24 protein-coding genes and 2 pseudogenes are annotated in these 26,374 nt (G+C 68.4%); 14 read left to right on the top strand and 12 right to left on the bottom strand.

Going from position 1 to position 26,374, the window contains the following annotated elements; all coding sequences use genetic code 11:
- Positions 1–38: 38 nt before the first annotated feature.
- Positions 39–1,247 carry an amidohydrolase family protein gene (locus AB0P17_RS36105; RefSeq protein ID WP_365817942.1) on the bottom strand — a complete coding sequence of 403 codons (1,209 nt, stop codon included), beginning with the start codon at positions 1,245–1,247 and terminating at the stop codon, positions 39–41.
- Between the two features lie 108 nt (positions 1,248–1,355).
- Here AB0P17_RS36105 and AB0P17_RS36100 point away from each other — a divergent pair, with 108 nt between their 5' ends.
- Entirely contained in the window at positions 1,356–1,970 is a 615-nt protein-coding gene (locus tag AB0P17_RS36100; RefSeq protein ID WP_365817940.1) for a TetR/AcrR family transcriptional regulator, read from the top strand.
- Positions 1,971–2,159: 189 nt separating this feature from the next.
- Here AB0P17_RS36100 and AB0P17_RS36095 read toward each other — a convergent pair whose 3' ends face one another.
- Entirely contained in the window at positions 2,160–2,609 is a 450-nt protein-coding gene (locus AB0P17_RS36095) for a peptidase inhibitor family I36 protein (protein ID WP_365817938.1), read from the bottom strand.
- Positions 2,610–4,514: 1,905 nt separating this feature from the next.
- Between AB0P17_RS36095 and AB0P17_RS36090 the strand changes: the two genes are divergently transcribed.
- The 3 genes from AB0P17_RS36090 (at position 4,515) to AB0P17_RS36080 (ending at position 6,833) form a co-directional block, all read left to right on the top strand.
- Positions 4,515–4,853 carry a hypothetical protein gene (locus AB0P17_RS36090; protein WP_365817936.1) on the top strand — a complete coding sequence of 113 codons (339 nt, stop codon included), beginning with the start codon at positions 4,515–4,517 and terminating at the stop codon, positions 4,851–4,853.
- Positions 4,854–4,921: 68 nt separating this feature from the next.
- On the top strand, positions 4,922–5,128 hold the full coding sequence (locus tag AB0P17_RS36085) for a hypothetical protein (RefSeq protein ID WP_365817934.1): 207 nt from the start codon (positions 4,922–4,924) through the stop codon (positions 5,126–5,128).
- Between the two features lie 634 nt (positions 5,129–5,762).
- On the top strand, positions 5,763–6,833 hold the full coding sequence (locus tag AB0P17_RS36080) for a helix-turn-helix domain-containing protein (RefSeq protein ID WP_365817932.1): 1,071 nt from the start codon (positions 5,763–5,765) through the stop codon (positions 6,831–6,833).
- Between the two features lie 265 nt (positions 6,834–7,098).
- Here the strand turns inward: AB0P17_RS36080 and AB0P17_RS36075 are convergent, their stop codons facing one another.
- Positions 7,099–7,443, bottom strand: coding sequence for a hypothetical protein (locus AB0P17_RS36075; protein WP_365817930.1), 345 nt, complete (start codon positions 7,441–7,443; stop codon positions 7,099–7,101).
- An 18-nt stretch (positions 7,444–7,461) separates the two neighbouring features.
- Between AB0P17_RS36075 and AB0P17_RS36070 the strand changes: the two genes are divergently transcribed.
- The 3 genes from AB0P17_RS36070 (at position 7,462) to AB0P17_RS36060 (ending at position 9,540) form a co-directional block, all read left to right on the top strand.
- Positions 7,462–7,632: a hypothetical protein gene (locus AB0P17_RS36070; RefSeq protein ID WP_365817928.1), complete on the top strand. Its 171-nt coding sequence runs from the start codon at positions 7,462–7,464 to the stop codon at positions 7,630–7,632.
- Between the two features lie 401 nt (positions 7,633–8,033).
- Positions 8,034–8,789 (top strand): SDR family oxidoreductase, encoded by a 756-nt coding sequence (locus tag AB0P17_RS36065; RefSeq protein WP_365817926.1) that lies wholly within the window; start codon positions 8,034–8,036, stop codon positions 8,787–8,789.
- Between the two features lie 40 nt (positions 8,790–8,829).
- Entirely contained in the window at positions 8,830–9,540 is a 711-nt protein-coding gene (locus AB0P17_RS36060) for a TetR/AcrR family transcriptional regulator (RefSeq protein WP_365817924.1), read from the top strand.
- Positions 9,541–9,706: 166 nt separating this feature from the next.
- Here the strand turns inward: AB0P17_RS36060 and AB0P17_RS36055 are convergent.
- The 4 genes and pseudogenes from AB0P17_RS36055 to AB0P17_RS36040 all read right to left on the bottom strand — a co-directional run.
- Positions 9,707–9,927: pseudogene (locus AB0P17_RS36055) on the bottom strand (alpha/beta hydrolase fold domain-containing protein); the annotation flags it as partial.
- Between the two features lie 192 nt (positions 9,928–10,119).
- A pseudogene (locus AB0P17_RS36050) lies at positions 10,120–12,009 on the bottom strand (AMP-binding protein).
- A 180-nt stretch (positions 12,010–12,189) separates the two neighbouring features.
- Complete coding sequence (locus AB0P17_RS36045; RefSeq protein ID WP_365817922.1) at positions 12,190–13,101, bottom strand: alpha/beta hydrolase; 912 nt, start codon at positions 13,099–13,101, stop codon at positions 12,190–12,192.
- A gap of 143 nt (positions 13,102–13,244) precedes the next feature.
- Positions 13,245–13,499: a hypothetical protein gene (locus AB0P17_RS36040; RefSeq protein WP_365817960.1), complete on the bottom strand. Its 255-nt coding sequence runs from the start codon at positions 13,497–13,499 to the stop codon at positions 13,245–13,247.
- Positions 13,500–13,683: 184 nt separating this feature from the next.
- Between AB0P17_RS36040 and AB0P17_RS36035 the strand changes: the two genes are divergently transcribed.
- Complete coding sequence (locus AB0P17_RS36035) at positions 13,684–14,694, top strand: enoyl-CoA hydratase/isomerase family protein (protein ID WP_365817920.1); 1,011 nt, start codon at positions 13,684–13,686, stop codon at positions 14,692–14,694.
- 431 nt (positions 14,695–15,125) lie between these two features.
- Here AB0P17_RS36035 and AB0P17_RS36030 read toward each other — a convergent pair whose 3' ends face one another.
- Entirely contained in the window at positions 15,126–16,139 is a 1,014-nt protein-coding gene (locus AB0P17_RS36030) for an NADP-dependent oxidoreductase (RefSeq protein WP_365817918.1), read from the bottom strand.
- Positions 16,140–16,298: 159 nt separating this feature from the next.
- On the opposite strand from AB0P17_RS36030, the gene AB0P17_RS36025 reads away from it, so the two are divergent.
- Both AB0P17_RS36025 and AB0P17_RS36020 read left to right on the top strand, forming a co-directional pair.
- Entirely contained in the window at positions 16,299–16,808 is a 510-nt protein-coding gene (locus AB0P17_RS36025) for a helix-turn-helix domain-containing protein (RefSeq protein WP_365817916.1), read from the top strand.
- A gap of 250 nt (positions 16,809–17,058) precedes the next feature.
- Positions 17,059–17,916, top strand: a complete 858-nt coding sequence (locus tag AB0P17_RS36020; protein WP_365817914.1) for an alpha/beta hydrolase — start codon at positions 17,059–17,061, stop codon at positions 17,914–17,916.
- Positions 17,917–18,317: 401 nt separating this feature from the next.
- Here the strand turns inward: AB0P17_RS36020 and AB0P17_RS36015 are convergent, their stop codons facing one another.
- Positions 18,318–18,950, bottom strand: coding sequence for a helix-turn-helix domain-containing protein (locus tag AB0P17_RS36015; protein ID WP_365817912.1), 633 nt, complete (start codon positions 18,948–18,950; stop codon positions 18,318–18,320).
- 92 nt (positions 18,951–19,042) lie between these two features.
- Here AB0P17_RS36015 and AB0P17_RS36010 point away from each other — a divergent pair, with 92 nt between their 5' ends.
- Positions 19,043–20,221 (top strand): saccharopine dehydrogenase NADP-binding domain-containing protein, encoded by a 1,179-nt coding sequence (locus AB0P17_RS36010; RefSeq protein ID WP_365817910.1) that lies wholly within the window; start codon positions 19,043–19,045, stop codon positions 20,219–20,221.
- 212 nt (positions 20,222–20,433) lie between these two features.
- Complete coding sequence (gene lpdA, locus AB0P17_RS36005) at positions 20,434–21,846, top strand: dihydrolipoyl dehydrogenase (protein ID WP_365817908.1); 1,413 nt, start codon at positions 20,434–20,436, stop codon at positions 21,844–21,846.
- A gap of 461 nt (positions 21,847–22,307) precedes the next feature.
- Here lpdA and AB0P17_RS36000 read toward each other — a convergent pair whose 3' ends face one another.
- The 3 genes from AB0P17_RS36000 to AB0P17_RS35990 all read right to left on the bottom strand — a co-directional run bounded on the left by AB0P17_RS36000 (position 22,308) and on the right by AB0P17_RS35990 (position 25,150).
- Entirely contained in the window at positions 22,308–22,706 is a 399-nt protein-coding gene (locus tag AB0P17_RS36000) for an amidase family protein (protein ID WP_365817907.1), read from the bottom strand.
- 563 nt (positions 22,707–23,269) lie between these two features.
- Entirely contained in the window at positions 23,270–23,668 is a 399-nt protein-coding gene (locus AB0P17_RS35995; RefSeq protein ID WP_365817905.1) for a hypothetical protein, read from the bottom strand.
- 198 nt (positions 23,669–23,866) lie between these two features.
- Positions 23,867–25,150, bottom strand: coding sequence for a hypothetical protein (locus AB0P17_RS35990; protein ID WP_365817903.1), 1,284 nt, complete (start codon positions 25,148–25,150; stop codon positions 23,867–23,869).
- Between AB0P17_RS35990 and AB0P17_RS35985 the strand changes: the two genes are divergently transcribed.
- Positions 25,149–25,514 carry a DUF6193 family natural product biosynthesis protein gene (locus AB0P17_RS35985; RefSeq protein WP_365817901.1) on the top strand — a complete coding sequence of 122 codons (366 nt, stop codon included), beginning with the start codon at positions 25,149–25,151 and terminating at the stop codon, positions 25,512–25,514. The genes AB0P17_RS35990 and AB0P17_RS35985 overlap by 2 nt on opposite strands.
- 120 nt (positions 25,515–25,634) lie before the next feature.
- Positions 25,635–26,342 carry a hypothetical protein gene (locus tag AB0P17_RS35980; protein ID WP_365817899.1) on the top strand — a complete coding sequence of 236 codons (708 nt, stop codon included), beginning with the start codon at positions 25,635–25,637 and terminating at the stop codon, positions 26,340–26,342.
- Positions 26,343–26,374 lie beyond the last annotated feature (32 nt).

Genomic DNA, 26,374 nt, shown 5'->3' with positions numbered 1-26,374 from the left:
AGGTGGTGAATCGGGCGTGGACGTCAACCAGCGAGCGCTCAGGCATCATGCTCTCCCGTCACGCCGGCCGGTGCCAGGCGGTGCCCCCGACGCCACACCGCGCGGGTGTTGAGCGTCGCGGAGATCTGCGAGGTCGGGTCACCGTCCACGAGCACCAGGTCCGCCGAGGCGCCGGGCTCGATTCGCCCGCGGTCGGTAAGGCCGAACCGGTCAGCGGTACGCCGTGTCGCCGCAGTGAGCGCCTCGACCGGACTCAGCCCGCCGGCCTCGAGCAGGCGTAGCTCGTCGTGCAGGCTGGCGCCGTGAGCGAGGCCCGGGGCACCGAGGTGGGCCGCATCGGTACCGGCCAGGACCTCGACGCCGGCGGCGTGGAGCAGCCCGACCGAGCGCAGGGCGTTGGGCAAGTGGGCGTTCCAGGCGAACTCGCGCCCCAGGTTGTCGCGCCATGCCGCGTTCAGGCGGGATGCCACACGCAGGTCGGCGGCCAGGCGTGGGCCAGCGCCGTCGGAGGCGCCGGAGGCAGTGACGGCCAGGGTGGTGATGACGAACATGCCCTGTTCGCGCATCCGGAGGATCAGGTCGTCGCTGATGACCTCGTCATAGTGCAGGTGGGTCACGCCGTCCGCGCCCGCCTCGACAGCCACCCGTGTAGCCGTGGCGCTGAGGGCGTGGACCAGGGCCATCGCCCCGCGCTCGTGAGCCGCCTCGACAGCCGCGGCGACGACCTCGGGCGGCACCACGGGCAGCGACGTGCCGAACGCGGTGCCGTCCTCGACCATGATCTTGATGTAGTCCGCGCCCTCGGACAGGCGTCCCTCAACGAAGGCAGGCGCCTGGCTCGGGACGGTGGCGGTGGGCCACACCGGGTCGTCCAGGTCGCGCCGCAGTTGGTGAGGATGTCCGTCGGGGTGGGCGAGGCCCCACGAGGCGGTGCGGACATCGGCCAGATCGAACTCGGTCTGCACCTTCTTCCGTACCGGGTTCATCACGTCCGGTACCGACATCATGTCCAGCTCGGTTGTCACGCCGAAGCGCAGGGCCGTGCGCAGACCGTCCTCGTCTGTATGGGTGTGGGCGTCGATCAGACCCGGCAGCAGGGTCCCGCCCCCGCCGTCGAGCTCTTCCACACCCTCGGGGACCTCGTGGCCGACAGCGGCGATCGTCCCGTCCTCGACGACGACCACCGAGGCATCGGCTATGTGCGTCCCGGTGAAAACTCGTGTGTTCGTAACCGCGAACCGACTCACAGCTCCTCCTCGCAGACTGTATTGCTCAGTACAGAGCGGCCTGCGTCAGACTGTATCGGAAAGTACAAAGTCTCTGTACCGTGAGGCACAGAACACGGAGGAGGGGGCATGGGACACACACCGACCACCGCGCGGGGTCGCGCGACCCGAGAGCGCATCCTCGATTCGGCAGCAGACCTCATCCAGCAGCGCGGCGTCGCGGCGGTCACGCTGGACGATGTCGAACGCGCCGCGGGGGTCGGCCGCAGCCAGCTCTACCACTACTTCGACGACCGGGACGATCTCATCCGCTCCGTGGTTCATTCCACCGTGGACATGGTGCTGGCCGCACAGGAACCGCTGCTCCTGGACGTCGACTCACTGGCTGGCATCGACCGCTGGTTCGACGCGATCGTGGCCAACGGGACGCGGCAGGACGCGGTGGACGGCTGCGCGATCGGCTCGTTGGCCAGCCAGCTCAGCGGCCGGGACGACCTCACCCGACAAGCGTTCGTGGACGCCTTCGCACGCTGGGAAGCACCCCTCATCGCGGGCCTGCGCCGTATGCAGGAGTCGGGCGAGCTACGCCCGGACGCGGACGTGACGGAGCTGGCCGACCTCACCATGGCCGCAATCCAGGGCGGCCTCCTGCTGGCCCAGATCCGCCGTACACCGGACCAGCTCCGTCTCGCCCTGCGCGGCGCGCGGGCGGCGCTGGAGGACGCACTCACCCCGCTGCCCTGAACGCGGTCCACCTCCCGCTCAACGCGGGCGACGCACCACACCGTCCCGGGTCTCAGCGGTCGGCGCCGACCCCGCCCAAGCCTCCTCGACGATTCGGGTCACGGCCCCGAGGTCGACGGGACGCGGATTCGCGTACGGCGCGGCACACACCTCCGTTACGCCCTGAACGAGAACCCCATGAGTTTCTGATCAATACTGGACTCGGATGATGTAGTCCAGCTTGTTGTTCCATGTTCCGCCGTCGGAACATGCGAATTCCGTCATGACCCTGGCGTATCCCCCCTGGCCAACGGCCAGATATCCGTCACACTCGTTCGCGTAGAGGTGGTAGCGCTTGGTGTTGCTGTTGTTGAAGAAGCTGGAGACCTTGCCCCGGATATTGGCCGGGACGGGCCACCGTTCGCCGACGGGCAGGTCCACTGCCGAGGAGGCCGCGCCCGTGAACTGCTCCCACTCCCAGAAACAGGCCCAGCCCGCGTCGCAGTCCGAGAGGTCCTGAGGGCCCGGTGTGGTGACCGGGGCGGCACTGGCGGTGCCGACCGTGAGCGTTCCGGCTGTCAGGAGCGCGCTTGCGAAGAGCAGAAGCGTACGGCGTGGGCGCCATGCGGTCGATATGGACGGGACTCTTTTCTTTCGCACAGTGCTGGACCTCCCATGAGTCGTTCCGGCGGATGTCGACGTGCAGTTTCCAGAATTCTTCGCGCCCGCACGACACGACTGATCAGCCTTGAACAGGCCAACGCAATCACTCATCGGTTTTGCGGACCTTTACCATGTTGGGCCGTAGAGCACCGTGCTGTCATTGACCCTGGGCGGCGCCCTTTTGACGATGCGTCGCATATGGCGTGACGGCGCAGAGAGCTGCCCGACGGTGGCCCCGACTGCGAACTGGGAAGACGTGCACGACTGAGGCGAAATGGCTGCCCACCGTTCGCGCAGCGTCGCGCCGGCTGCCGGGAGCTCCCACGCGTGCTTGGTGATCAGCGCTGCGCGGAGTGCTCGCCGTACCGGGCGATGGGGGGCGTGGACGATTTGGTGGTCGTGCGCGGCGCGGGTGCGCCAGTCCAGCACCTGCCCGCGGGGCAGGCCCCTGAAGACCAACTCCTGGTCGTCGGCAGGCTCCGGGGCCGGGGGCGTCGTCCTCGGGCTGCGCGTCTTCGGCACAGGCATGAGCTGCGGCGGTCCGCCTCGCCCGGTACTGGTCCTACTCGGCCGGTCAGGTGGGACGGGCAGGGCGATCGCAACCGCCCCAATACGGTCCCGATGACCGGCTCCCCGAGCACAATGAAAGGGCATTGGGCGACCTCCGCCTCTGGGAGCGGTGGGTATCCAGGCCGGTCGAGTACGACGCCACCGTCCGCTTCAAGCGCCAGGGCGGCTTCGTCCGTACGCGGGGTGCGGTGGCGACGTCCAGGCAGTCGGTGCTCGCGCCGAAGCCCCGGCCTGGAACGCACGGTCGAGTGCGAAAAGGCAACGCCTTCTTCCCGTCTGCATAAGCCCTGCCCACGGAGGGATCGGCGCCTATCTCTCTGGTGATCAGTCCACCTTGATGGTGTGCTGGTGGAATCCGGCGCTGGAGGGGGAGAGGGATGCTTGAGACGGTGTTCCATACCGACGATGTACCAGAGGGCATGAGAGCCGACGCGTTCGTGGAGCGAGTGGCCACGTCGCATGCGCCGCTAGGCTGTTCAGCGGGCCGGACGAGGAGTTCCGTGCGCACCAGCGGTCGTTCGAAGTGGGCGCGGTGTCCGTGTACACCTCGGGGTCGGATCCGCTGACGATACGCAGGACGCCGAGGCTGATCCGGCAGTCGGACCCGGCCGCGCCTTCCGCGCCGCCTACGGCCTCCCACCCCGCGACTACCGACACCAGGCTTTAATCTCCCAGCCATAGAGGGCACTCCGCCTCACCGGAACGGATGAACTCTGTGAGAACGGCCATCGCGGGCTGCCGCCACGACGTCGTTACAACCGCCCCTGCCGAGCCCGCCGGGCGGGTGTCCGCGACCTGCGGGCATCAAGCCACCGCCTGTGCCCGCCGACGGTCCGCCCGGGCCCGGTGCAGCGTCGATGTGTGGCTGATGTCGGCCCGGCGGCGGTGCTCGGCGTGGTGCCCTTGATCGGGGTCGGAGGACTGTCCGGGACGGTTCACTCAGGGCCTTCTGCGCCGCTCACGGAAGCCAGGCCGAAAGCGTCACCGACGGGAACGGAAGCCCTGTGGGCGGGGCCGCGCGCGAGAGGTGAGCCGTCATCTTCCCGCGGACGCCGAACGGCGCACGGTCGGCCGGCGTGCGCATCGCCCTCCTCTGGAGGCCCGGGCCGCGAGCACTCCCGCACCCCCTCGGCTGACGGATCTCACTGACCTGCTGGGCGCGCGGCGGGTAGCGCCCGGCGCCGATACTCCCGACGTGACCCGCTTGAGTCGACGGGGCACCCGCGACGGAAAACTGACAAGGATCACCCAAATGGTGAGTCTTCGCCGCTTCCGCCTCATTGCATCCATGTGCTGTCGAATGATGACGGTCCAGCCGCACCCAGGGGGACCATGCACACCCGCACCGCCATGGTCGCTGTCGTCGGTGCCGTACTGCTCGCCGGAATCGTCGGCTGCACCCCTGAGGGCGCCGAAACCGTCTCGAAGCCAGCCATCGACACACCCGCGTACAAGATCGACAGACGGGACGGCAGTGGCAGCGGCCGGACCATCGAAATCGAGGTCGACAGCACCGAGGAGCTACGTGCGGTCTTCCACGCCCTTTCCAAGGTCATCGGCGACGCCGCGTACTTCGTCACGATCAACCGCTCCAGCGGCGGTACCCCGACCATGGACAACCACGTCGCGGACGGCCGCTACGCCCGAGGCACCGCAGCCAGACCTGCCTGAGCATGGGTCTTTCACCGACGGCGAGCAGTGCGTTCCTGCGTCCCACTCCGGAGCAGGGGAAGGCTCTCGTGGAAGAGCTGACGGCCATCGATCCGGCCCTCACGGTCATGGCGAGCCGCGCGATCAGCCGCTCGGTATCCGTCTGTGACGACATCCGCAAAGGTGAGGACAAGGGGCTCGTGATCAAGAACGCCGCGTACCGGTACCGCGACATCACCCCGGTCGACGGGCCGGAGGCCGCAAAGATCGTAGCCGTCATCAAGGACACGTACTGAACCTCCTGACCACCCGGAGGCTCCAGGCCCGGTACAGCACGCCCGCGGCCAAGAGGCGTTCGACGGCTTCCCTTCCGCCGACGGAATCGGAGTCGCGGCTGAAGCCTCGGCGGCCAGCAGGGCCCGGCGACCCACGCAGCCCGATCCGGCGATGGCCGACGGGCTGTCCAAGCACACAGGGCGCCGCCTCCCCTCACCGATTACGCCGGGGCGGCGGCGACGCCGGGACCTTGAAGCGGCACCGAACTTCTCCTTGATACAGACGATATTCTCGATCATTCGTTCGGCATCGTGTCGTTCCCGGCCATAGCCCCCCGAGGTTGCCGTGCACGTCGCCGCCGTGTCGTACGACCGGACTCCGGCCGGCTCACCGTGTGCCCGGAGTCGTCGGGCTGGGCGACGAATGCCTGCCTGAAGCAGACCGGTACCCGGTCATCGAGGCCGCCAAGCGGCGGATCAGCAGTTCGGCGCGGATCAGCGCGGCAATGGTTGTGCAGAGCTCTCACGGACGACACGTCGACGTCGAGCGTCCTGCCTTGGAGGTCGCAGGAGCCACCATTGCTGCCGCGTAGGCTTCCCCGTCATACAACACGGCCTTTGCTCTTTCTTGGGTGTCCCCTCAAGATGTACATGGATGACAGCCGGACGGCATGACCTGCCGCCCCTGATGCGCGACAGGGGAAACCAAGTGATCGAAACTGTGTGCCGCACAGAGGATTTACCGTCTTCCGACCGCTTCGACGCGTGGCGCAAGGGGGCAGCCCAGAGCCATGCGCCTATGGAGATGGGCAGTGTCCACTCCGCTGACTATCGCGGCGTGCACCAGGCGGTACAGCTGAATACCGTGTTGGCTTACGCGTCGCAGTGGCAGCCCGTGATCCTGCGCAGGACGCCGAGGCTGATCCGGCAGTGTGACCCCGAGCGGTACCACCTCTCGTTCATTCAAAGCGGCACTGTCGGATTCACTCTCAACGGCCAGGAAACCGCGTACGGCCCGTGCGACCTGCGCAGCCACATCTCCTCAGTCCCCTTTGACCTGCACATGGGCACCCGCGAGGACAATGTCAGAGCCGTCAGTGTCGAAGTGCCGCGCACGGTGCTGCCGCTGTCTGCGGCACAGGCCGACCGGATGCTCGGCCGCCGCATGAACGGACGGGACGGCATCGGCGCCCTGCTTGCCTCATTCCTCACCACGCTCACTGCCGGTGCGGGCTCCTACACCACCGCCGATGCCGCCCGGTTGGAGACGGTCCTGCTGGACTTGGTCGCTGCGGTATTCGCCCACGAGCTTGACGCCCTGAACCATCTGCCACCGGAAACCCACCGGCGCACCCTGATCTTGCGCATCCGTGCGTTCATCCGGCGGCACCTGCATGACCCCGGCCTGGCACCGGCCGTGATTGCTGCCGCGCACCACATATCGGTCGGCCATCTGCACCGTCTGTTCCAGCCCGAGCAGGACACCGTCGCGACGTACATCCGGCAGCAGCGGCTGGAGCACATCCGCCGCGACCTGGCTGACCCCGCCCAGCACACGGTGCCGGTCTATCGCGTCGCCGCCCGCTGGGGTTTTACCCACCACGCCACGTTCACGCGGATGTTCGGCGCGACGTACGGCACGACACCCAGAGACTACCGCGAGCACAGTCTGCGTGCCCACCGGCACAGGACCGCCGGATGGCAGTCAGGTGCAGGCGGCGGTTGAGCAGCGTGTGACCGGCCCCGAGCCCTCTGCCAGCGTCGCTGGTGGCGCACTTCTCCATCTCGCTCGGGTCCTTCTTCATCAGGGCGTCGCGGCGGTACTGCGTGTCGTCCTGTCAATCGCGGAGGAGGTGGAACGGCAGACCTGTGCCCGGCTTCACCGCGGGTTTCGTGACCGTCCCTCCCAGGTCCTCTCACCAGGCGGGGCGGCGGGGCGGGGACGGCCTCGAAGACTGAGGCGGAACCTTGTGGTTCAGCGGGTGCCGTGCTCAGAATTGGTCGTAGTTCCAGTACTTGTCGAACTGTGGGGTCCAAACCTGGGGCCCTGGGGTTGTGGTGCTGCCGCAGGTGCCCAGTACGGCCTGGGAGCGCCGTCCGGTGTCCGGGGTGCACTGCCCGGTGCTCGTCTCCACGATTTCCCAGTGGTTCGGTTGTTCCGGGGTGCCGCGGTGGTTCCAGGTGAAGGTGGAGCAGCCCGAGCCGGTGGTCAGGATGACCGGGGCGCCGGGTGTGGGGCTGCCGCCCTGCGGGCCGAGGCAGTAGCCAACTCGCTGTGGCCGCGAACCCTGATCGACACCGCCGCCGTACGCAACGTGGTCGGCGGCGCCGGACAAGCCCGTAGTCCGCAGATCATGGCTGACGCCGCGTACGCCGTCCTCACGCGTGACGCGCGCACGTGCACCGCCAACCTGTTCATCGACGACGGGGTCCTGCTTGACGAAGGCGTCACCGACCTGTCCGTCTGCAGCCCTGCCGGATTCGAGGGTGATCTCGCGCTCGACATATTCGTCGACGCTGCCTGATCCCGCTCGGTTTCGAGGCGGGGCGGGCCTCACCCCGCTCGCACAGCGACGATCCATGCCGCCGGTGCGCAAGGCATTGCGCAACTCGAATGCCAGTCGCGGCCGTCGGTGGGGAGTCCGGAGATGGTGGTCTTTACGACCCGGGCGGCCCCGCACAAATCTCGCGGCGCTCATCGGGCTCTGGGCATACCGGCGGGGCGCTAAAACAGCGTCCCGCGGCGTGGATCTCAGGAGCTTCGGTCGCCGGAAGCGGCCCGCTCGCTCGCCACCTTCCCGGCTCAGCAGAACCACCCCAGGCCGCCGATGGTAAGTGGATCGACTTGCCTTAAGCGTGGCGCGGGAGCTACCTTCAAGTGGTGAGTCGATCGACTTACCTTACTTCTCGGTGAGGAACAGCGAACATGAATCGTCTTGCGGGCAAGCGCGCCCTCATCACCGGCGGCACGAGCGGCATCGGCCTGGAGACCGCGCAGCGTTTTATCGCGGAGGGCGCCGACGTGCTGGTCACGGGCGTCACCCCGGCCAGCATCGACAGGGCCCGGCAGATCCTCGGGGACAAGGTGCCGGTGGTGCGGGCCGATGCGCGCGATCTCGATGCGCAGCGCGCCCTGGCCAAGCAGGTGGGTGAGCACTTCGGGAAGCTCGACGTGGTGTTCCTGAACGCCGGCGTCTCGGACTGGCGGCCGTTCGAGGACCACACGGAGGACAGTTTCGACCGGCTCTTCGACATCAACGTCAAGAGCGTCTTCTTCCTCACCCAGGCCCTGGTGCCGGTGCTGGCCAACCCGTCCTCGGTCATCCTCAACGCGTCCGCCAGCGCGCACGGCGGCTACGGGCATTCGAACGCCTACGCCGCGACGAAGGCGGCTCTCGGCTCCCTGATGCGGTCGTGGAACGCGGACCTGCTCAGGTCGCACGGCATCCGGTTCAACGCGGTCAGCCCCGGCCCGGTGGACACCCCGCTGTACGCCAAGCTCGGGATCGAGGACCCCGCGGTGCAGGCGGCGGTCCTGGAGGGGATCAGCGCCGGCATCCCGCTGGGCCGCATGGGTCTGCCGGAGGAGGTCGCGGAGGCCGTCGTGTACCTGGCCTCCGACGCCTCCGCCTTCGCGGTGGGCCAGGACCTTATCCTGGACGGCGGCCAGACCGTCCTCTGACAGCGGGGACGCGGCCGGGAGATTGGCGAGGGGCGTGGGTATGCCGGTGACGGACCGAGCGGAGACCGGTGGCGATATGTGCCGGGCCGGGGATGACGCGCAGACCAGAGCCGGCTATCACGCGCAGATCAAAGAGGAGAACCGCGCGCGCATCATCCGCGCCGCCCGCGACCTCTTCCTCGCCCGGGGATACGACAAGACCTCCTTGGTCCAGATCGCCAAGGAGGCCGGCGTCTCCACCGGCACCCTCTTCAAGCGCTACCCCTCCAAGGCCGCGCTGTTCGCGGCCGTCACCTCCGAACAGTGGCAGCTGGACGTGGAGTACGCCGAACCGCCCCCGCCCGGCGACCCCCGGTACGGTCTGGACCACATCGGCCGTGACTACGCCTGCCTGGTCGCGCGGCCGGGCACGGCGGCGCTGTGCCGCCTCATCATCACCGAGCTGCCCCAGATGCCGGAACTCGCCGACATCGTCGGCACCGGCTTCGCCATCGATCGCGGACCCTTCTTCGACCGGCTCCGCGACTACCTGGACGCCGAGGCACAGGCCGGCACACTCGACTTCCGTTCGGCCGACGGACAGCCACAGTCGGCGGCCGAAGTCGCCGAACAGTTCCTCGGCATGATCTGCAGCCAGTTCCTGTGGCCCCAACTCGTACGGACCGACTTCGTCCCGCTCAACCCCAACGACGCCGCGATCGTGGACGAAGCCGTCGCCCTCATGCTCAGCCGCTACGGCACCGGATCCTGACCCTCGGACCACCTGTTCACGCTGCCACAACGCCAAGACGTCATCCCTGCCAGGACAGCCGCGGGTAGGGGTGACTCGACCGGCAACGAACACGGGCGAGCGCGACCGGTCATTCCAGCAACCAACAGCGGCAGTCGGCCGAGCCGGGTCGGCACTCCGCACCGTCGAGTCCGCCGGCCTGCCACAGGCGGGTGGCGTAGGTGACGACCTCGTCGCGGAACGTCTCGGCCGAGCCGACGTCGAGGAAGGCCGGGGCAGCCCGGACAGATCCTCCGCGCGGGCCGGGGCGGTGTACGGGGAGACGTCCGGGCCGCCGCGCCGCTCGCCGAGCAACGCGGTCCACCCGGTCTCGTTGGCCGTGCGGTCCCACACGCCGAGGCCCGCCATCGCGTGGCGTACACCTCGCTGGACTTGACGGTGATTTCCTTGGGCGGATCACCGTGGACACGGGCACGGTGCGGGCGAGCGGCACGGTTGTCAGCCAGAGTTGTCAAACTGTCCAGCGCGTGCGAGGTGATCGGCACCGACGTCCGTCGGTGTGGAACGTGCTCCCCGTGGCTCATGTCCCGGGGCAGCCGTTCACGGGGTGCGATCGGCGCGGCGGAGAACCGGGCGCAGGGTTTCGATGACGCCGGGGTCCTCGACGGTGGAGGGGATGGGTTCGTCGTGGCCGTCGGCGATGCCGCGCATGGTCTTGCGCAGGATCTTGCCCGAGCGGGTCTTTGGCAGGGCGGCCACGACCGTGACGTCCTTGAGGGAGGCGACGGCGCCGATGCGTGTCCGTACGAGCTGGACGAGTTCGGCCTCGACCTCGCCCGGTTCTCGGTCGCTGCCTGTCTTGAGGACGACGAAGCCGCGCGGGATCTGTCCCTTGAGTTCGTCGGCGACGCCGATGACGGCACATTCGGCGACGTCGGGGTGGGCGGCCAGAGCCTCTTCCATGCTGCCGGTGGACAGCCGGTGTCCGGCGACGTTGATGACGTCGTCGGTGCGGCCCATGACGAAGACGTAGCCGTCGTCGTCGATGTGGCCGCTGTCGCCGGTGAGGTAGTAGCCGTCGTGGGCGGAGAGGTAGGAGGCGACGAAGCGGTCGTCGTCGTTTCAGAGGGTGGGGAGCGCGCCGGGCGGCAGGGGGAGCTTCACCACGATCGCGCCGTCGACGCCCGCCGGTACCGGCTCGCCCGAGGCATCGAGGACGCGGACGTCCCAGCCCGGCAGCGGGCGGGTGGGGGACCCGGGCTTGAGGGGAGCGGCTTCGATGCCGACCGGGTTGGCGACGATGGGCCGGCCGGTCTCGGTCTGCCACCAGTGGTCGATCACCGGGATGCCCAGGAGGGCGCTCGCCCAGTGGTAGGTCTCGGGGTCGAGGCGCTCGCCGGCGAGGAACAGGTGGCGCAGGCCGCTCAGGTCGTGATCCGCAGTGAGTGTTCCCTTCGGGTCCTCCTTGCGGATGGCCCGGAATGCGGTGGGCGCCGTGAACATGGTCTTGACCCGGTGGTCGGCGGCCACGCGCCAGAACTGGCCCGCGTCCGGGGTGCCGACCGGCTTGCCCTCGTAAAGGACCGTGGTGGCTCCGGCCAGCAGGGGCCCGTAGACGATGTAGGAGTGCCCGACGACCCAGCCGACGTCGGAGCCGGTGAACATGGTCTCGCCGGGGCCCACATCGTAGACGGCGCCCATCGACCACTGGAGCGCGACCGCGTATCCGCCGCAGTCACGCACGATTCCCTTGGGTTTTCCGGTCGTTCCGGACGTGTAGAGGATGTAGAGGGGATCGGTGGCGGCGACTGGAAGGCAGTCGGCCGGCGTTGCGCCCGCGACCGCGTCGGCCCAGTCGAGATCGTCGGGCCCCAACTCGGCCCGCTCCTGCGGGCGTTGCAGGAGCACGCTCTTCTCCGGCTTGTGGGCCGCGAGTTCGATCGCCTGGTCGAGAAGGGGCTTGTACGCGATGACCCGCTTGCCCTCGATGCCGCAGGAGGCGGAGACCACGACCTTGGGGGCCGCGTCGTCGATGCGCAGGGCGAGTTCGCGCGGGGCGAACCCGCCGAAGACGACCGAGTGCACTGCGCCGATCCACGCGCAGGCCAGCATCGCGACGACAGCCTCGGGGACCATCGGCATGTAGATCACCACTCGGTCGCCGTGCCCCACGCCGAGCCCTGCCAGAGCTCCGGCGAAGGCCGCCACCTCGTTCCTCAACTGCGCGTAGGTGTAGGTGCGCCGGATGTCGGTCACGGGGGAGTCGTAGACGAGCGCGGGCTGTTCACCTCGGCCGGCCTCGACGTGCCGGTCGAGTGCGTTGAAACAGACGTTGAGCCGTCCGTCGGGAAACCAGCGGTAGAAGGGCGCGCCCGAGGAGTCCAGGGCTCGGTGCGGGGCGGCATCCCAGTCGATGCCTTCCGCCGCCTTCAGCCAGAAGCTCTCCGGGTCCTCGGTACTGGCGCGGAAGACATCCTCGTACGTTCCCATCGCGCACTCCTTTGTGGCATCGGGGCGGTGGTGTGGTTGCGTGCGGAACGGTGTCGGACACACGTACCGCATGGCGCCCGGCGTGGTCGAGCAGGATGCCGCTGACTGGTGGGCCGGTCACCGGCATCGCGGTGGTGCGGCGGCCTGAGGGGCAGACCTGACGTCAGGCGCGGCTTTCGCTCACGCGCCGAGGTGCTTGCGGAGCCACTGGCCCATCTGCCCGATGGCCTGGTCCACCTCGGGTACGCGCCCCGCGCCGAGGACGAACGAGTGCTGCCCCTCGGGCATCGCGTGGACCTCGGAGGTCACCTTGAAGTCGGAGAGTCGGCGGCCGAGCTCGGCGCCGTCGTCGGCGAGGGTCTCGTACTCGCCGTAGTAGACGATCGTGGGCGGCAGGCCCGTCAGGTCGGCGTTCGCGATGCTGATCTCGGGGGCGGCGAAGTCCACCGAAGAGTCCTGCAGCCAGGCTCCCCGGAAGAGTTCGAGGGTGGTGCGGCTGAGCATCTTGTCGTTGTCCTCGTTCTCGTCGACCGACGCGTGCTGGATGGTCAGGTCGGTCCACGGCGAGACGCTGACGATCGCACCGGGGGTCGCCTCGCCCTTGGCGAGGAGGCGGAGCGGCAGCATCACCGCGAGGGTGCCGCCGATCGAGTGGCCCGTGCTGCCGATGTTCTGCGGCTGGTAGCCCTGGGAGAGCAGCCACCGGTAGGCGGTCTCGGCGTCGTCGAGCTGCGCCGGGTGGGGGTGCTCGGGCGCCAGACGGAAGTCCACGACGAGCGACCGTGCGCCGGCCGCCTTCGCGATATGGCCGGCGGCCTTGCGGTCGGAGTGCATGGAGGCGGTGACGGATCCGCCGAAGTGGAAGTGGAGCAGCGCCCGGTCGGGGTTGGCGCCCTCGGGGATGGCCCACAGGGCGGGGACGCCGCCCGCGTCCACTTCGGCGTAGGTGACGCCTTCCGGCTCGCTCGACGCCTTGTGGTTGGAGTCGACGATGTCACGGATGACGGCCAGGTCGAGGCCCGGTGTCGCCGACTTCGCGCTCACGCTCGCGAGGAACTCCGCGAACTCGTGTGCTTGTGGGCTTACTCCCATGGTGGTGCTCCTTCTCGGGCGGGTGCCGTGCCGGGTTCCCCTGCGGCAGCCGGGTCGATGTGCCGGTCATGACGCTACCGGCTGAGTATAGAAAAGTAAACTCAGATGGGGTGATATCAGCCTCATGGATGCGAGGAGGCCCTTCAGGGCATCGGAGATGGGCCCCATCTCGACCGGGGACGTCCAACGGCGCAATCGCCCCGGGCCCTGGAGGCCGGGGCCGCTCTGATCCAGTGCGAGGTCGTGCAGTCGGTGAGGTGCTCGGTCACAAGGCGGCTGCTGGAGGGAACGCCGATGACGAGAGCAGGATCGAAACCGGACGGGCGCAGGGCGAGCTGCCGTGTCGCGGTGATGAGTTCGACCTGGAGCCTGGGGTACCGGCGGCGAACGCGTCCCAGGGCGGGGGGCGAAGGCGGTGCCGCAGCCCCGCCGTGGCCGCCGGTAAGCTCGTCGAGGCGCTCCGCGCCTTGTGCAAGGATCTTGAGGTGCCTGGTGCCTACCCCTCAAGCCCGCGGCGCCGACAGCGAGTCAAGGAACGTGATGGCCACGACAGCCAGGTCCGCGGGGACGAGATGACGAGCCATGCCTGACACCGCTGCGGCCGAGATTCTCGCCGACGTCCACCGGGGCGTCGGCCGCGTCCTGTTGAACCGGCCCGGGGCGCTCAACGCCCTGACCACGGACATGGTCTCCGCCATCGACCGTGCGCTCGCCTCATGGGAGCACGCACCGCTGTCCGCCGTGGTGCTCGCCAGTACCAGCACGAAGGCGTTCTGCGCCGGTGGGGACATCCGTACGATCCGCGAGCACAGCCTCGCCGGCGATGTCGAGGCCAGTGAGCGGTTCTTCGCCTCCGAGTACCGGCTCAACGCCCGGATCGCCAAGTATCCCGTGCCGGTCGTGTCGCTCATCGGCGGTCTGTGCATGGGCGGCGGTCTGGGGCTGTCCGTGCACGGTGGCTTCCGTGTCGTCACCGAACGCGCGGTGCTGGCGATGCCCGAGACCGGGATCGGGTTCTTCCCGGACATCGGGGCGAGCTACTTTCTGCCGAGGCTGCCCGGCGCGATCGGCATGTACCTGGGGCTGACGGGGCAGCGGATCGACGCGGCCGATGCCTTGTACACGGGGCTGGCCACGCATTTCGTTCCCGCGGACCTGCTGGACACGGTGGGGGACGCCCTGGCCGACAGCCCCGATGAGCCGGTGGACGTCGTCCTGAACCGTCTCGTCGGCCGTTCCCCGGTGGCGGAGAGCAGGCTGGCGGAGGTTCGCGGGGACGTGGACTGGGCTTTCGGCGCGCCGACCCTCGGCGAGATCGACAAACGCCTGCGTCACCTGGACACCCCTTGGGCGGCAGCCGCGTTGGGCGCCCTGGAGTCCGCCTCACCGCAGAGCCTGGAGATCACCCACGCCCTGCTGGCCCGAGGCGGACAGCGCACGTTGCGCGAGTGCCTGGAGGCCGAACTCGCCCGCACGCGCACGACCATCCGCACGCCGGACTTCCTGGAGGGCGTCCGGGCCGCCCTGGTCGACAAGGACCGCACTCCCACCTGGCAACGTGCGTCGCTCGGCGGGCGGACGATGCCGTCCTGAGCATGTCCGCCGTGAGCAGGACACAGCCTTGCGCGAGGGGGGGGCAGGAGGGCCGCGCGTCAACGAAAGGGGAACGCATGCGGCAGCCGTACCGATCATGACAACCGGTAGGCCGCTGATGCGAGCGGTCTGACCGCGTCCGTACAGCCGGATCTCATCGACCACGGCGACAGCGTGCCACCGTTGTCGCGGTTGCGCGCGTTCTGGGCCGAGTAGTGGCGAGGAAGGATCTACCGGGATGTGGGGCGGCAGGGCACACTTCGCGCGGGCATCTGAAGCCGCGCGCCGCACTGTGCCGCGGGCATACGGCGTGCCGAATGACCCGAACCCCTGCAACTGCAGCTCTCCGCGACATAGTCGCGATGTGGACCGCCAACGGGGTCGTCCTCTGATGACCGTGCCGGAACGGAGGGGCTGTTGCCGGCCGCGTCTCAGTCGTTGCCGGGAACCATTGAGACCACGACCTTGCCGGCCTTGGTGCGGCCCTGCTCGACATATGCCATCGCCTCGAGCGTCTGGTCGAAGGGGAAGGCGCTGTCGATGACCGGGCGGAGCTTCCCGCTGTCGTAGAGGGCGCCGAGTTTGCGCAGCTGGGAGCCGTTGGCCTCCATGAAGAAGAACTCGTAGCGCACGCCCAGCGCCTTGGCCCGCTTGCGGATCTTGCGGCTGAGGGTGTTCATGACCAGTGCCAGGACGGAGGGGGCGCCGAGCTGCTTGGCGAAGGCGGCGTCGGGTGGGCCGACGACACTGATGGCCAGGCCGCCGGGCTTCAGCACGGTCAGCGACTTCTCGAGGTTCGCCCCGCCCACGGAGTCCAGCACCAGGTCGTAGCCGGAGAGCACCTTCGAGAAATCCTCCTTGGTGTAGTCGACGACGAGGTCGGCGCCGAGGTTCTTGACCAGCTCCTCGGTCTCGCTGTTCGTGGTGGTCGCCACCGTGGCGCCGAGGTGCTTGGCGAGCTGGATGACCGTCGACCCGAGCCCCCCGGCTCCGGCGTGGATGAGCACCTTCTGCCCCGGCTTCACGTGCGCGCGCTCGACGAGGACCTGCCAGGCGGCCAGGGCCACCAGCGGCACCGCGGCTGCCTCCTCCAGGGAGAGAGAGGCCGGCTTGGGCGCGACATCGTCCACGTCGATCGCGATGAACTCCGCGAAGCCCCCCACCCGCAGGTCGCGCGGGCGGGCGTAGACCTCGTCGCCGACTTCGATGCCGCGTACGGCGGAACCGACCCGCGTCACCACGCCCGCCACGTCGTGGCCGAGCACGAACGGGGTCTTGTACTTCAGGAGCTGCTTGAACTCTCCGTTGCGGACCATCTTGTCCAGCGGGTTGATGCTGGCGGCGCTCACTCTGACCAGGACGTCGCGGTCCCCGACGGCGGGCTCGGGTACCTCCGCGGCGCGTACGCCGTCCTTGCCGTACTTCTCGACGACGAACGCCTTCATGCCGGCGGCCTTTCTGTGTGGGTGTTCCGGTGCTCGATGTGATTCTTCGGGCAGGTCCCCTTGTGCGCCCGTTTCTCGCGTGCGGCCGGGGGAGCTGCTGGTCATGACGCTACTGGCTGAGTATAGAAAAGTAAACTCAAGAGAGGTTAGTATCACTGCATGGATGCGAGGACCGAAACTCTTCAGGACGCCGGCAGGGACCCCCGTTTGGATCGGGACACGTCGAACTGCTCGATCGCCCGGACTCTTGAGGTCGTGGGTGAGAAGTGGACGATCCTGATCCTGCGCGAGGTCTGGTATGGATCATCCCGTTTCGGCGAGTTCGAACGTGTTCTGGGCTGTCCTCGCAACCTCCTCGCGGCGCGGCTCAAGATGCTGGTGGAGGAAGGGATCCTGGCCACCGAGGCCTACAAGGAGCCGGGCTCGCGGAGCCGGCCGAAGTATGTGATCACGCCCAAGGGTATGGACCTGGTCCCGGCCGTGATGGGGCTCCTGCAGTGGGGTGACCGCTACCGCGCCGACCCCGAGGGCCCGGCCATGCTGGCGCGGCACCGTGGATGCGGGGCGCACGTCGACGCCCAGATCCGCTGCGAACTGGGCCACGCCGTAGAGCCGGAAGACATCGAGAGCATCCCAGGCCCCGCCTTTCGTCTGAGGCCCGCCGAGTGACCTGAGCGCGGTGGCACCAGGAGCTCGAGAGGGTCAGTCTGCCGGGGTGTACTCACTCCGCCTGGCCCGGCCTGGTGGAGGCGGATCTTTGTGCGGTTGCCGCAGCGGGACATGGGGCACCAGTGGCGGTTGCGGGCAGGGGGAGCGGTCCACGAAGCGCAGGGCGCATTCGTCCGCGCCGCAGACGCGTACTCGCCGGATATGGGACGGTTTGTCGTGCCGAAGAGGCGCATTGATGGGACAGCCGACAGTGACGACCGGAGTCAAGCAGGCGGACGGGGTCCGCCTGCACTACGTCCGAGCGGGATCCGGCCCCCTGCTCGTGCTGCTCCACGGCTGGCCGCAGACCTCCGACTGCTGGCGGCCGGTGCTGGCGGATCTCGCGGCCGACCACACTGTTGTGGCGACCGACCTGCGCGGCTACGGCCTGAGTGACAAGCCCACGGCGGGTTACGACAAGCGGCGGATGGCTGCCGACATCGCCGGTCTCGTTGAAGCGCTCGGCTTCGACAAGGCTGCGGCCGTGGGGCACGACCGCGGCGCCCGTGTGGCGCACCGTTGGGCGCTGGATCGCCCCGAGCAGGTGGAGCGGCTGGCCGTACTCGACATCGTGCCCACCCGGGAGATGTTCCGTCGTTTGGATGCCTCCCTCGCCTCCGGATACTGGCACTGGCTGTTCCAGATGCAACCCGACCTTCCAGAGCGCCTCGTGGGACGCGACATCCGCGGATATCTCGAGTACTTCTTCGAGCGCTGGACCTACAACCGCCACGGCCTGACACCCGAAGCGGTCGACGCCTACGTCCGGGCGTTCTCCCGTCCGGGTGCCCTGCGCGCGAGTTTCGACGACTACCGCGCCATGGAGCAGGACGTCGCCCTCGACGACATCGACGCCGCCGAGGGCCGGCGCCTCACCATGCCGGTACTGGCGCTGTGGGGTTCCGTGGGGCTGCCCTCCCGCCTGCCGACGCTGGAAATCTGGCGCGAGTACGCGGACGACGTCACCGGTGCCGAGATCCCGGAGTGCGGCCATTTCATCCCGGAGGAGCAGCCGACAGCGCTGCTGGCGCATCTGCGGCCATCCCTGGCTGACGCAAGGGCTGTTTAGCGCGGGTTTCCGTCCATGAGCGCATCGGCGATCTCCTTGGAGGGCACCCACGATCAAGAGCGGCGGAACGGATGTGTGCGAAGTCGGGAGTTGAACACAGTGGTCAGCGCTTGGCGTGTCGGGTTCCCTGTGTGAGGTCTCGGGGAGGACGGCGATGCCGTAAGAGCTTCCTGCGCACAAGCCGATGCTTGCGCCCATGCCGAGACTGCCGCTGGGGAAGCCGACGAATACCGGGAATGCCGGCGCGACGATGCGGCACCTCGCCGCGAAGAACGTGCTGTCCCTCCGGCGGCCCCTGCGGTCGGCCAGGGTTCGAGGACGAGGCGGCACGCTGACGACAGGCCACCGCGGCCGAGGCGGGTCGTCATACGCCGACGCCGCCCGTCAGGCCCCGGTTCAGCTCAACCGCGGGCACTGACGGTGTCGGCCGCCAGGCCCGACATCAGCAGGGTGAGCGCATGGAACGTCCTGGTCAGGGAGTCCTCCCGGTCCGCCGAGGCCGCGATGATCTGGTTGCCCTCGCACAGGCCGGCCAGCAGCAACCGGGCGACAGTGGCGACGGGAACGTCTGGTTGCAGTTCACCGCGTTCGGCCATCACGGTCAGCAGCCGTTCGATCGGCGGCTGGGCGACGGTGTCGTTGATGTGCCGGTACTGCCCTCCCAGGACCGAGGGTGCCTGGGCCATCAGCTCCCGGTGCAGGGGGTCGTCGATGGTCCGCCGCAGGAAGGCGTGCGTGAGGTCGGCGACCGCGGTCATGGCGGGCTGGTCCGGCCCTGTCGCACGGATCGCCTCGCACGTCGCGTCGCTCAGGGCGCCGACCTGCTGTAGCAGTTCGGTGTAGAGCTCGGCGAACATCGCCTTCTTGTCCGGGAAGTGGCTGTAGAAGGTGCCCTTGCTCACCCGCGCCGCCCCGGTGATGGCCTCGACCGACGTATCCGCGAACCCGTTGTCCACGAACAGCTTCCGTGCGGCCGTCACCAGGTCCGCCCGGGTCTGCTCCGCATACATCTGTCGTCGGTTTGGGCCTCGCATGCGCACCATCGTATATTCAATGACCTGAGGTCAGTGAATGACTCACGGTCATTCGATGTCGTGACAGTGCCCTCCGGAAGGCAGGCGGAGCCGTGGAAAAGCGCAGGATCGTGTTGCTGGGTGCGACGGGGTACACCGGGCAGCGCGTGCTCCGGGAACTGCTCGCACGAGGAGAGAAGCCGACCTTGGTCGGGCGGAGCCGCGCCAGGATGCTGACCCTGGCGGACCGCTTCGAGGCGGACCTGCCGGTGGCCGAGGTCGACGTCACCTCGACGGCCGACCTCACGCGCCTCCTGGAGCCCAGCGATGTCGTCGTCTCCACGATCGGCCCGTTCATGCGGCTCGGTATGGCCGTGGTCACGGCTGCCGCCCGGGCGGGGGCCCACTACTTCGACTCGACGGGGGAGGGGACCTTCGCCCGCCGCGTCCTGCTTGAGCTGGACGCCGTCGCGGCCGTCCGGGGAGCGACCCTCGTGCCCGAGTTCGGCTACGACTACGTGCCGGGCAACCTCGCCGGCGCGCTCGCCCTGACGCGGGCGGGCGAGCGGGCACGCCACGTGGAGGCCGGCTACTTCATCACCCGTGCCGGGCAGGGCGACGAGCTGCTCTACCGGAGCACCCTGCGCGACGCCTACACCTTGACCACGGGAGGCACCCGTCAGACGCTGGTCGCTGCGGCGGCCGGGGACGGGTTCGCCCACCGCAGCCCGCGTCCCTGGGCCACCGCCCGTGTGGTCGACGAGCGCGTCGGCAAGCGGGTGCGTACCTTCCACTACGGCGGCGTGAAACGTGCGGCCATGACCGTCCCGGGCACGGAGCATCTCGGACTGCCGGAGGTCTTCCCCCAGTTGGAGAGCGTCGAGGTGGGCCTCGGGTGGTTCGGACGGTGGACGCGCCCGGTGCAGATCGCCGCCACGATCCAGGCACCCTTGCTGCGCTCGGCGAAGGTGCGGGCCGCCCTGGAGCGGTGGTCCGAGCGGCTCCCGGGATCGCAGCGCGAGCCGGATCCCGACGGCCGTTCCCTGGTGATCGCCGTCGCCCGCGACAGTCGGGGCCGACCGTTGGCCACGTCGGCGCTCACCGGACCCGATCCGTACGAGATGACGGGCTCCCTGCTGGCGTGGGGTGCCGTCCACGCGGCTCAGCCGGATGCCGTCCTCAAGCCCGGTGCGCACGGCCCGGTCGCCGCCTTCGGCCTCGACACTCTCAGGCTCGGTGCCGCCGAGGCCGGAGTACACGAAGCCGACGGGGCGTCGGCCCGCCGTCGATGAGGACTGGGCGGGCATAGATCACCGCGCCGCTGCGCTGAAGCTGACGTCGGGAAGCCGCTGCCGAGATGGCGGACCATACGGTCGCCTCCACCGTTTCCCCGCTGCGGGAGGTGGCGGATGCCGCCGTCGGCGTGTTGATGAACAGATCGTTCGATCGGGAGTGCGTCCGCCCCTCGCGGGGGCGGGCCGTCCCAGCGGAAAGGAAGCCGTCCATGGACGAGCAGGGTGAGCGCTTCGACGTCGTCGTACTCGGCGCGGGCCCCGGCGGGTACGTTGCCGCCATCCGGGCCGCCCAACTGGGCAAGAGTGTCGCGGTCGTCGAGGAGAAGTACTGGGGCGGCGTCTGCCTGAACGTGGGCTGTATCCCCACCAAGGCCCTGCTGCGCAACGCCGAGCTCGCGCACATCTTCACGCGTGAGGCGAAGACCTTCGGCATCAAGGTCGAGGGTGAGGTCTCCTTCGACTACGGGGAGGCCTTCCGCCGCAGCCGGAAGGTCGCGGACGGCCGGGTCAAGGGCGTCCACTACCTGATGAAGAAGAACAAGATCACGGAGATCGGCGGCCGCGGCACGTTCCTCGACCCGCACACGCTCCAGGTGGCCGACTTCGACGGCAGCACCCGCACCATCGGCTTCGATCACTGCATCATCGCCGCCGGGGCGAGCCCCAGGCTGCTGCCCGGCACCCGCCGCACGTCGCGCGTGGTGACGTTCGAGGAGCAGATCCTGGCCGAGGACCTGCCGCAGTCGATCGTGATCGCCGGTGCCGGCGCGATCGGCGTCGAGTTCGCGTATGTCCTGCACAACTACGGTGTGCAGGTCACGATCGTGGAGTTCCTGGACCGGATCGCCCCGCTGGAGGACGTCGAGGTCTCCGCTGAACTCGCCAAGCAGTACCGGAAGTTGGGGATCCAGGTGCTGACCTCGACGCGTGTCGAGTCGATCGACGAGTCGGGCGCGCAGGTCCGGGTCACGGTCACCGGCAAGGACGGCGCGCAGCAGGTCCTGGAGGCGGACAAGGTGTTGCAGGCGATCGGCTTCGCGCCGAACGTCACCGGCTACGGCCTGGAGAACACCGGCGTGCGGGTCACCGAGCGCGGCGCGATCGATGTCGACGGCCGTTGCCGCACCTCGGTTCCGCACATCTACGCCATTGGCGACGTCACCGCGAAGCTGATGCTCGCGCACGCCGCCGAGGCGATGGGAGTGGTCGCGGCCGAGACGATCGCGGGCGCGGAGACCATGGAGCTGGACTACGTGATGATCCCTCGGTCCACCTTCTGCCAGCCGCAGATCGCCAGTTTCGGCTACACCGAGGCGCAGGCACGGGAGAAGGGCTTCGACGTCCAGGTGGCCAAGTTCCCGTTCACCGCGAACGCCAAGGCCCATGGCCTGGGCGACGCGAGCGGGTTCGTGAAGCTGATCAGCGACGCCAAGTACGGCGAGCTCCTCGGCGGTCACCTCATCGGCCCCGACGTCACCGAACTCCTGCCCGAGCTGACCCTGGCCCAGCAGTGGGACCTCACGGTCCACGAGGTCGCCCGCAACGTCCATGCCCACCCCACCCTCGGTGAAGCGGTCAAGGAAGCCGTCCACGGCCTCGCCGGCCACATGATCAACATGTAGCGGGATGTGCTCGTCACGCGGCAACAGGGCCCGTGGGTGCTCGGACGGCTTCGCGCCCTCGAGCTTCCGAGGGCCCTGATCCTTTGGTGCGGGGCGATCCGGGGCGGGGGTTCTCGGAGGCATGTGAGAAGCTCAACGCCGAGATGTCCTTGGTCCAGGCGTCTACAAGAACGCGGGCCGTCAGTGTCGCCCCCAGCGTGACCACAAGCAGGTGGGTATCCGGGCTTCCCCGAACAGGAGGGCCCGGCAGGATCGCCCTGTACGAGATCTACGACCTGGCCACGACCTTGGCTGGGTCGCGATCCGGCTGGCTGCGGCGCCGAAGACGTCGTGTGCGATGCGGTCGTCGCTGACGAGGTCGCGGTGTGCTCTGGAGAAGTGGCAGGCGGAATCCGGCGGCGGCCGTGACACGTGCGGGTCGGGTGGTGTGCGTCGTTTTCCTGGTTCCCCGGGTTGGGCGGTCAGATCTGGACGAGGGCCGGAGGCGGCACGAACCCGTCTACTTCCCGGCCGAGCAGCGCGGCGAATTCGATGGTGGTGAGATCGCCTCCGCTCGGGCCCATGGCCTGCAGCCCGATGGGCAGTCCGCTTCTGCCCTTGCGCACGGGGATGGTCGTTGCCGGCCCTCCGGAGACGTTGGCGACGGCGCTCCACTTGACCCGGTCCCAGTAAGGGCGTCGTACACCGTCGACCTCGAAGGGCCGCCCGAACCAGTCGATCAGTTTGTTGTGATGAGCGGGGGCAGCCGTCGGCGTGACCGGCATGAGCACGATGTCGAAGTCCTGGAAGAACTCGAACCAGCGCTGCCGGATCTCGTTGCGCACCATGTGGGCCTGCAGCCAGTGTGTCGCGTCCAGCAAGAGATGATGTGATCTCCATGCAGATGATGCTCTTGAACTGCGATGCTTCAAATAGAACTGGACAGTCTTCAAGGGTAGATGACCTGCATTTTCTCCACTAAATGTCGCGTTGACCTGGGACGCCGCAGGTAGTTCCGGACGGCGACTCAAGTACTCCAGGACGTGTTATTGCGTGGCTGGGCCCGTGCGAACGCCTTCGGGGAGTTCCTGGTGATCACAGTGCCGTTGGCGAAGTGATTGTTCAATCCGTTGGCGACGGCTCCGTAGTCCGGGCAGGTGGAGCGGGCTTTGTGCGCACCGGTTGGGCCTGAGCGGCCCGCCCCCGGCAACGGGTGAAGTCTGAGACGGGCGTGCCGGTGCAAGTGTGCGCCGGTCAGAAGAGGCGCCCGGTCTCCTCGCTGATGCTGGAATCCTCGGGCGGTCCAGGGTAGTCGGTCATGGTGGAGGTGACCGCTGCGTTGGAGTCCTCGCGGAGTTCGGGCAGGGAGCGGTCGCGTAGGGCGACGGTTTCGGTCCGGACAGGCTCGGCAGTACGGTTGCTCAGCCGGCGGTGGTCTTGGCGATCAGGTCTGCGAGTGGCTGCTGGGCAGGTAGCGGACGGCGGAGTGCGGTTCGCCGACGCCGTTGCGGACAGCTTCGTCGTGTACGTCGGGTGCGACGTGGGCCAGGCCGCGTGACTGGGCGACGACGTTGCCGGCTGCGTGGAGCTTGAGCCACTCGATTCCCTGCGGGATCCGAAGCAGCCCGTCATAGCCCAGGGAGCGGTGAATGGTCGGCCAGGCCAGCGGCGAGCCGCAGGTGACCTGGTACTGCAGGCCATCCGGGCCGGGGCCGATGTCCTTGCGCGTCAGCATGTCGAACACGATGACGCTGCCCAGGGAGTGGGCAATGACTACACGCGGGCCTGGTCGGTGCAGTTCCTCGGCGACCAGATCCCGGATGGGGGGAGCCGTAGACGTCATCGTCGTGGAGGTAGCGGTAGACCTGCTGGATGATCCGCAGCAGCCACTGCCCTGTGCTGCCCCGCCCCGCTTTGTGGTCGACGGCCACCAGCGCGTGGGCGAGTTGGCGTGGGACGTAGGGGACGCGTGGGCGGCGATGGCGTCCGGCTCGCTGAGGGGGAGATCCGCAGCGGCCGCCTGGGCTCTCGGCGCAGATGGTCAGAGTTCGGCGCAGAGCTCACTGATGATCTGCTGGCCGCGCGGGTCGCCCAGATTGGTCAGGATTTTTGCGGCATCCTTGCACCAGTCGAGCCAGTCCGGGTCGCCCCGGTAGTGTCCGATTAGTTGGTGCAGCGCGCGAACTGCCGCCTCAGGGTCCAGGGTTGTGAGCCGGGTGGCCGCGTCGAGACGGTCGTCGAAAAGGATGTCCGCTTCGGCAAGGTAGGTGAAGGCGGAGCAGGCCCGTTCGTCCCCGGCAGCCAGGAGCACGTCAGCGGCGCGTACCCGGACGGAGTCGTACAGGTAGGAGTCGTGGACGAGCCGGTGGCAGGCGTCTTTTCCCCGCTGCAGGTGCAGTTCCAGCAAGGCCCTGGCAGCGAGGAGACGGTCGCTGAAATCCGGGCTGTGCGGGTCTTCGTTGAATTCCCCGTCCAGGAGCCGGTCGTCCGCCAGCGTCTCGAGCGCGGTGGTGCCCTCGTCGAGGTTCAGTTCCGCCAGCACGATCGCCGCCCAGACACGTGAGGTGGCGTCGTTGCCGGGATCCGCGCTCGCTGTTGCCATGGCCTGCACGGCCGCCTGGACCAGTGGTTTCCACTGGTCGGCGAGCAGGGTGCCCAGGGACAGCTGGGTGGCGATCAACAGGCACCCGCGGATGTTGCCGGGCACCGCCAGGGCCCTGAGAGAGCTGAAGGGATCGGTTGGCGAGGCGGTCCCGGGGTCGATGAGGAACCCGATGTAGGAGGCGGCGTCCAACGGCGCACCCCACGGGTTTGTCCCCCCATCCTCCTTCCAGAGGCCGAGCAGCCGGTCGAGCTCATAGGCATGGGAAGAGGGGATTCGCGCGATGTGGCGTGCAGCGCAGTACTCCTGAAGGGTCTGGTGGAGGAAGGTGAAACCGTCTCCGGAGCGAGTGAGCAGCCCGCTGCGCCCAAGGACGGAGGCCAGGAAACCGTTCCAGTCGTCTTCCGGAACGGCGCGGGGGCGCCGGGCGCTGTCCAGGGCGGCCAGAGCGTTCAACCAGGATGTTTCGCTGCCGCTGTGATGGTTGAATGCCAGGCTGTCGATCGTGTCGGGCAGTTGGTCGATCAGGTCGTGGGCCCGCGACAAGGCTGCGGGGCCGAAGCGCGCCATGGTGGCCTCGGCCTGGTTCCGGATGCCTGACTGGTCCCTGCTGCTCATACGACGGTGGAGCAGGCCGGTGAACTTCGCGTACAGAGCTCCGCGCGTGGCTGGCAGCGACTGCTTGGGATCTGCGGCATAGAGCTGGCACAACATCGTCGCCATGAGTGGATCCCGCAGTCCGCCTGAACCAATCAAGATCGGACTCTACGAAACTCGGGGCAGCTCAATCCGGCTCGGTGACCTGGACGTGGCCGAAGCCGCCTCCGCCCAGCCACGCCTGCGCGCGCTGTTCCCCAGCCACGGCACACTGGCGTTCCGCCGAGCGACCCGCGGTACCTGGCCACTCCACAACCTCCCATCCATCGCCACCGGCGACCCCGGCTACAACGTCTACGCTTCCGACTACGAGCTGATCGGCAAGACGAACACACCACAGGAGGCCGCAGCACTTGTCGTCGCGCACTTACCAGAGAACTGCGGCCCCGCCCTCGAGGGGCTATGGCCCGGTGCGGACACGGACCAGTAGTACTTAACCCCGAAGCCGCTCGTGACAGCACGCCTGCCTCTGTGACACCTATCGCCCTTCGGCTCAATGGCCTGGCCAAGGCGATCGACCACCTTCAGTGACGGCATGCACAATGCGTTCATGAGCCACGACTACAGGCCCGGTGACGTGCTGTTGTTGGAGTGCCCGTTCACTGAGACTGCCGTCACCGGGGTCACCCGTTGCTACGTATCCGTGCGGTGGCCGTGGTTGGAAGTGGACCCGCAGGCCGCGAACATCAGGTGGAACGGCCAGAGGGCGCTTCCAACGCCGTCGGCCCGCGAGTGGGAGATCTTCCGAACGGAACCGGCGGAGACCGCACTAAAGCCGGGGGATACCTGCCTGGTGGGTATCCCCGAGACTGTGGTGCACGTCCAGGCGGTTCACCGCTTCGATCCACCCCTGGTCACCGGCATGCTGCCCCGGCCCGTGTCCTACCTCGAGGTCCTACAGCAGGGTGAGACCCATGATCCTTCCCTTGAGGACCAGGGCTACACGATCGATCCGGCCGGCGGGGAACCAATACGCATCGAGCTGTTCTTCCGTCCGTACGCCTTCCTCGAACTGGGTGATGAGGTTGCTGACCGGAACGGAGGCGCCTGGCGGTTCGATGCGGCCTGGGACTGGCACCCCTTCGACGGCGAGCAGTCGGGCACTCCGACCTGGCCGCTGACGTTGATCACCCGCCATGGTGAGCCGAGACCGAAGGAAGCCGAAGAGGTCGCCCGGGCAACAGCAGTCGGCAGCCACGCAGACGAACTGGAGCGGTGGAACGGACTCACTCGCGCGCGACCAGCCGCCCAGCAGTAGTAGCCTCGCGGGACTCTACTGGCTGAGCTTCG

The sequence above is a fragment of the Streptomyces sp. NPDC088124 genome (assembly GCF_040685895.1).
Classification (GTDB): domain Bacteria; phylum Actinomycetota; class Actinomycetes; order Streptomycetales; family Streptomycetaceae; genus Streptomyces.
The sequence above is the reverse complement of the archived record's forward strand: the minus strand, read 5'-3'. Positions and strand labels throughout refer to the sequence as shown.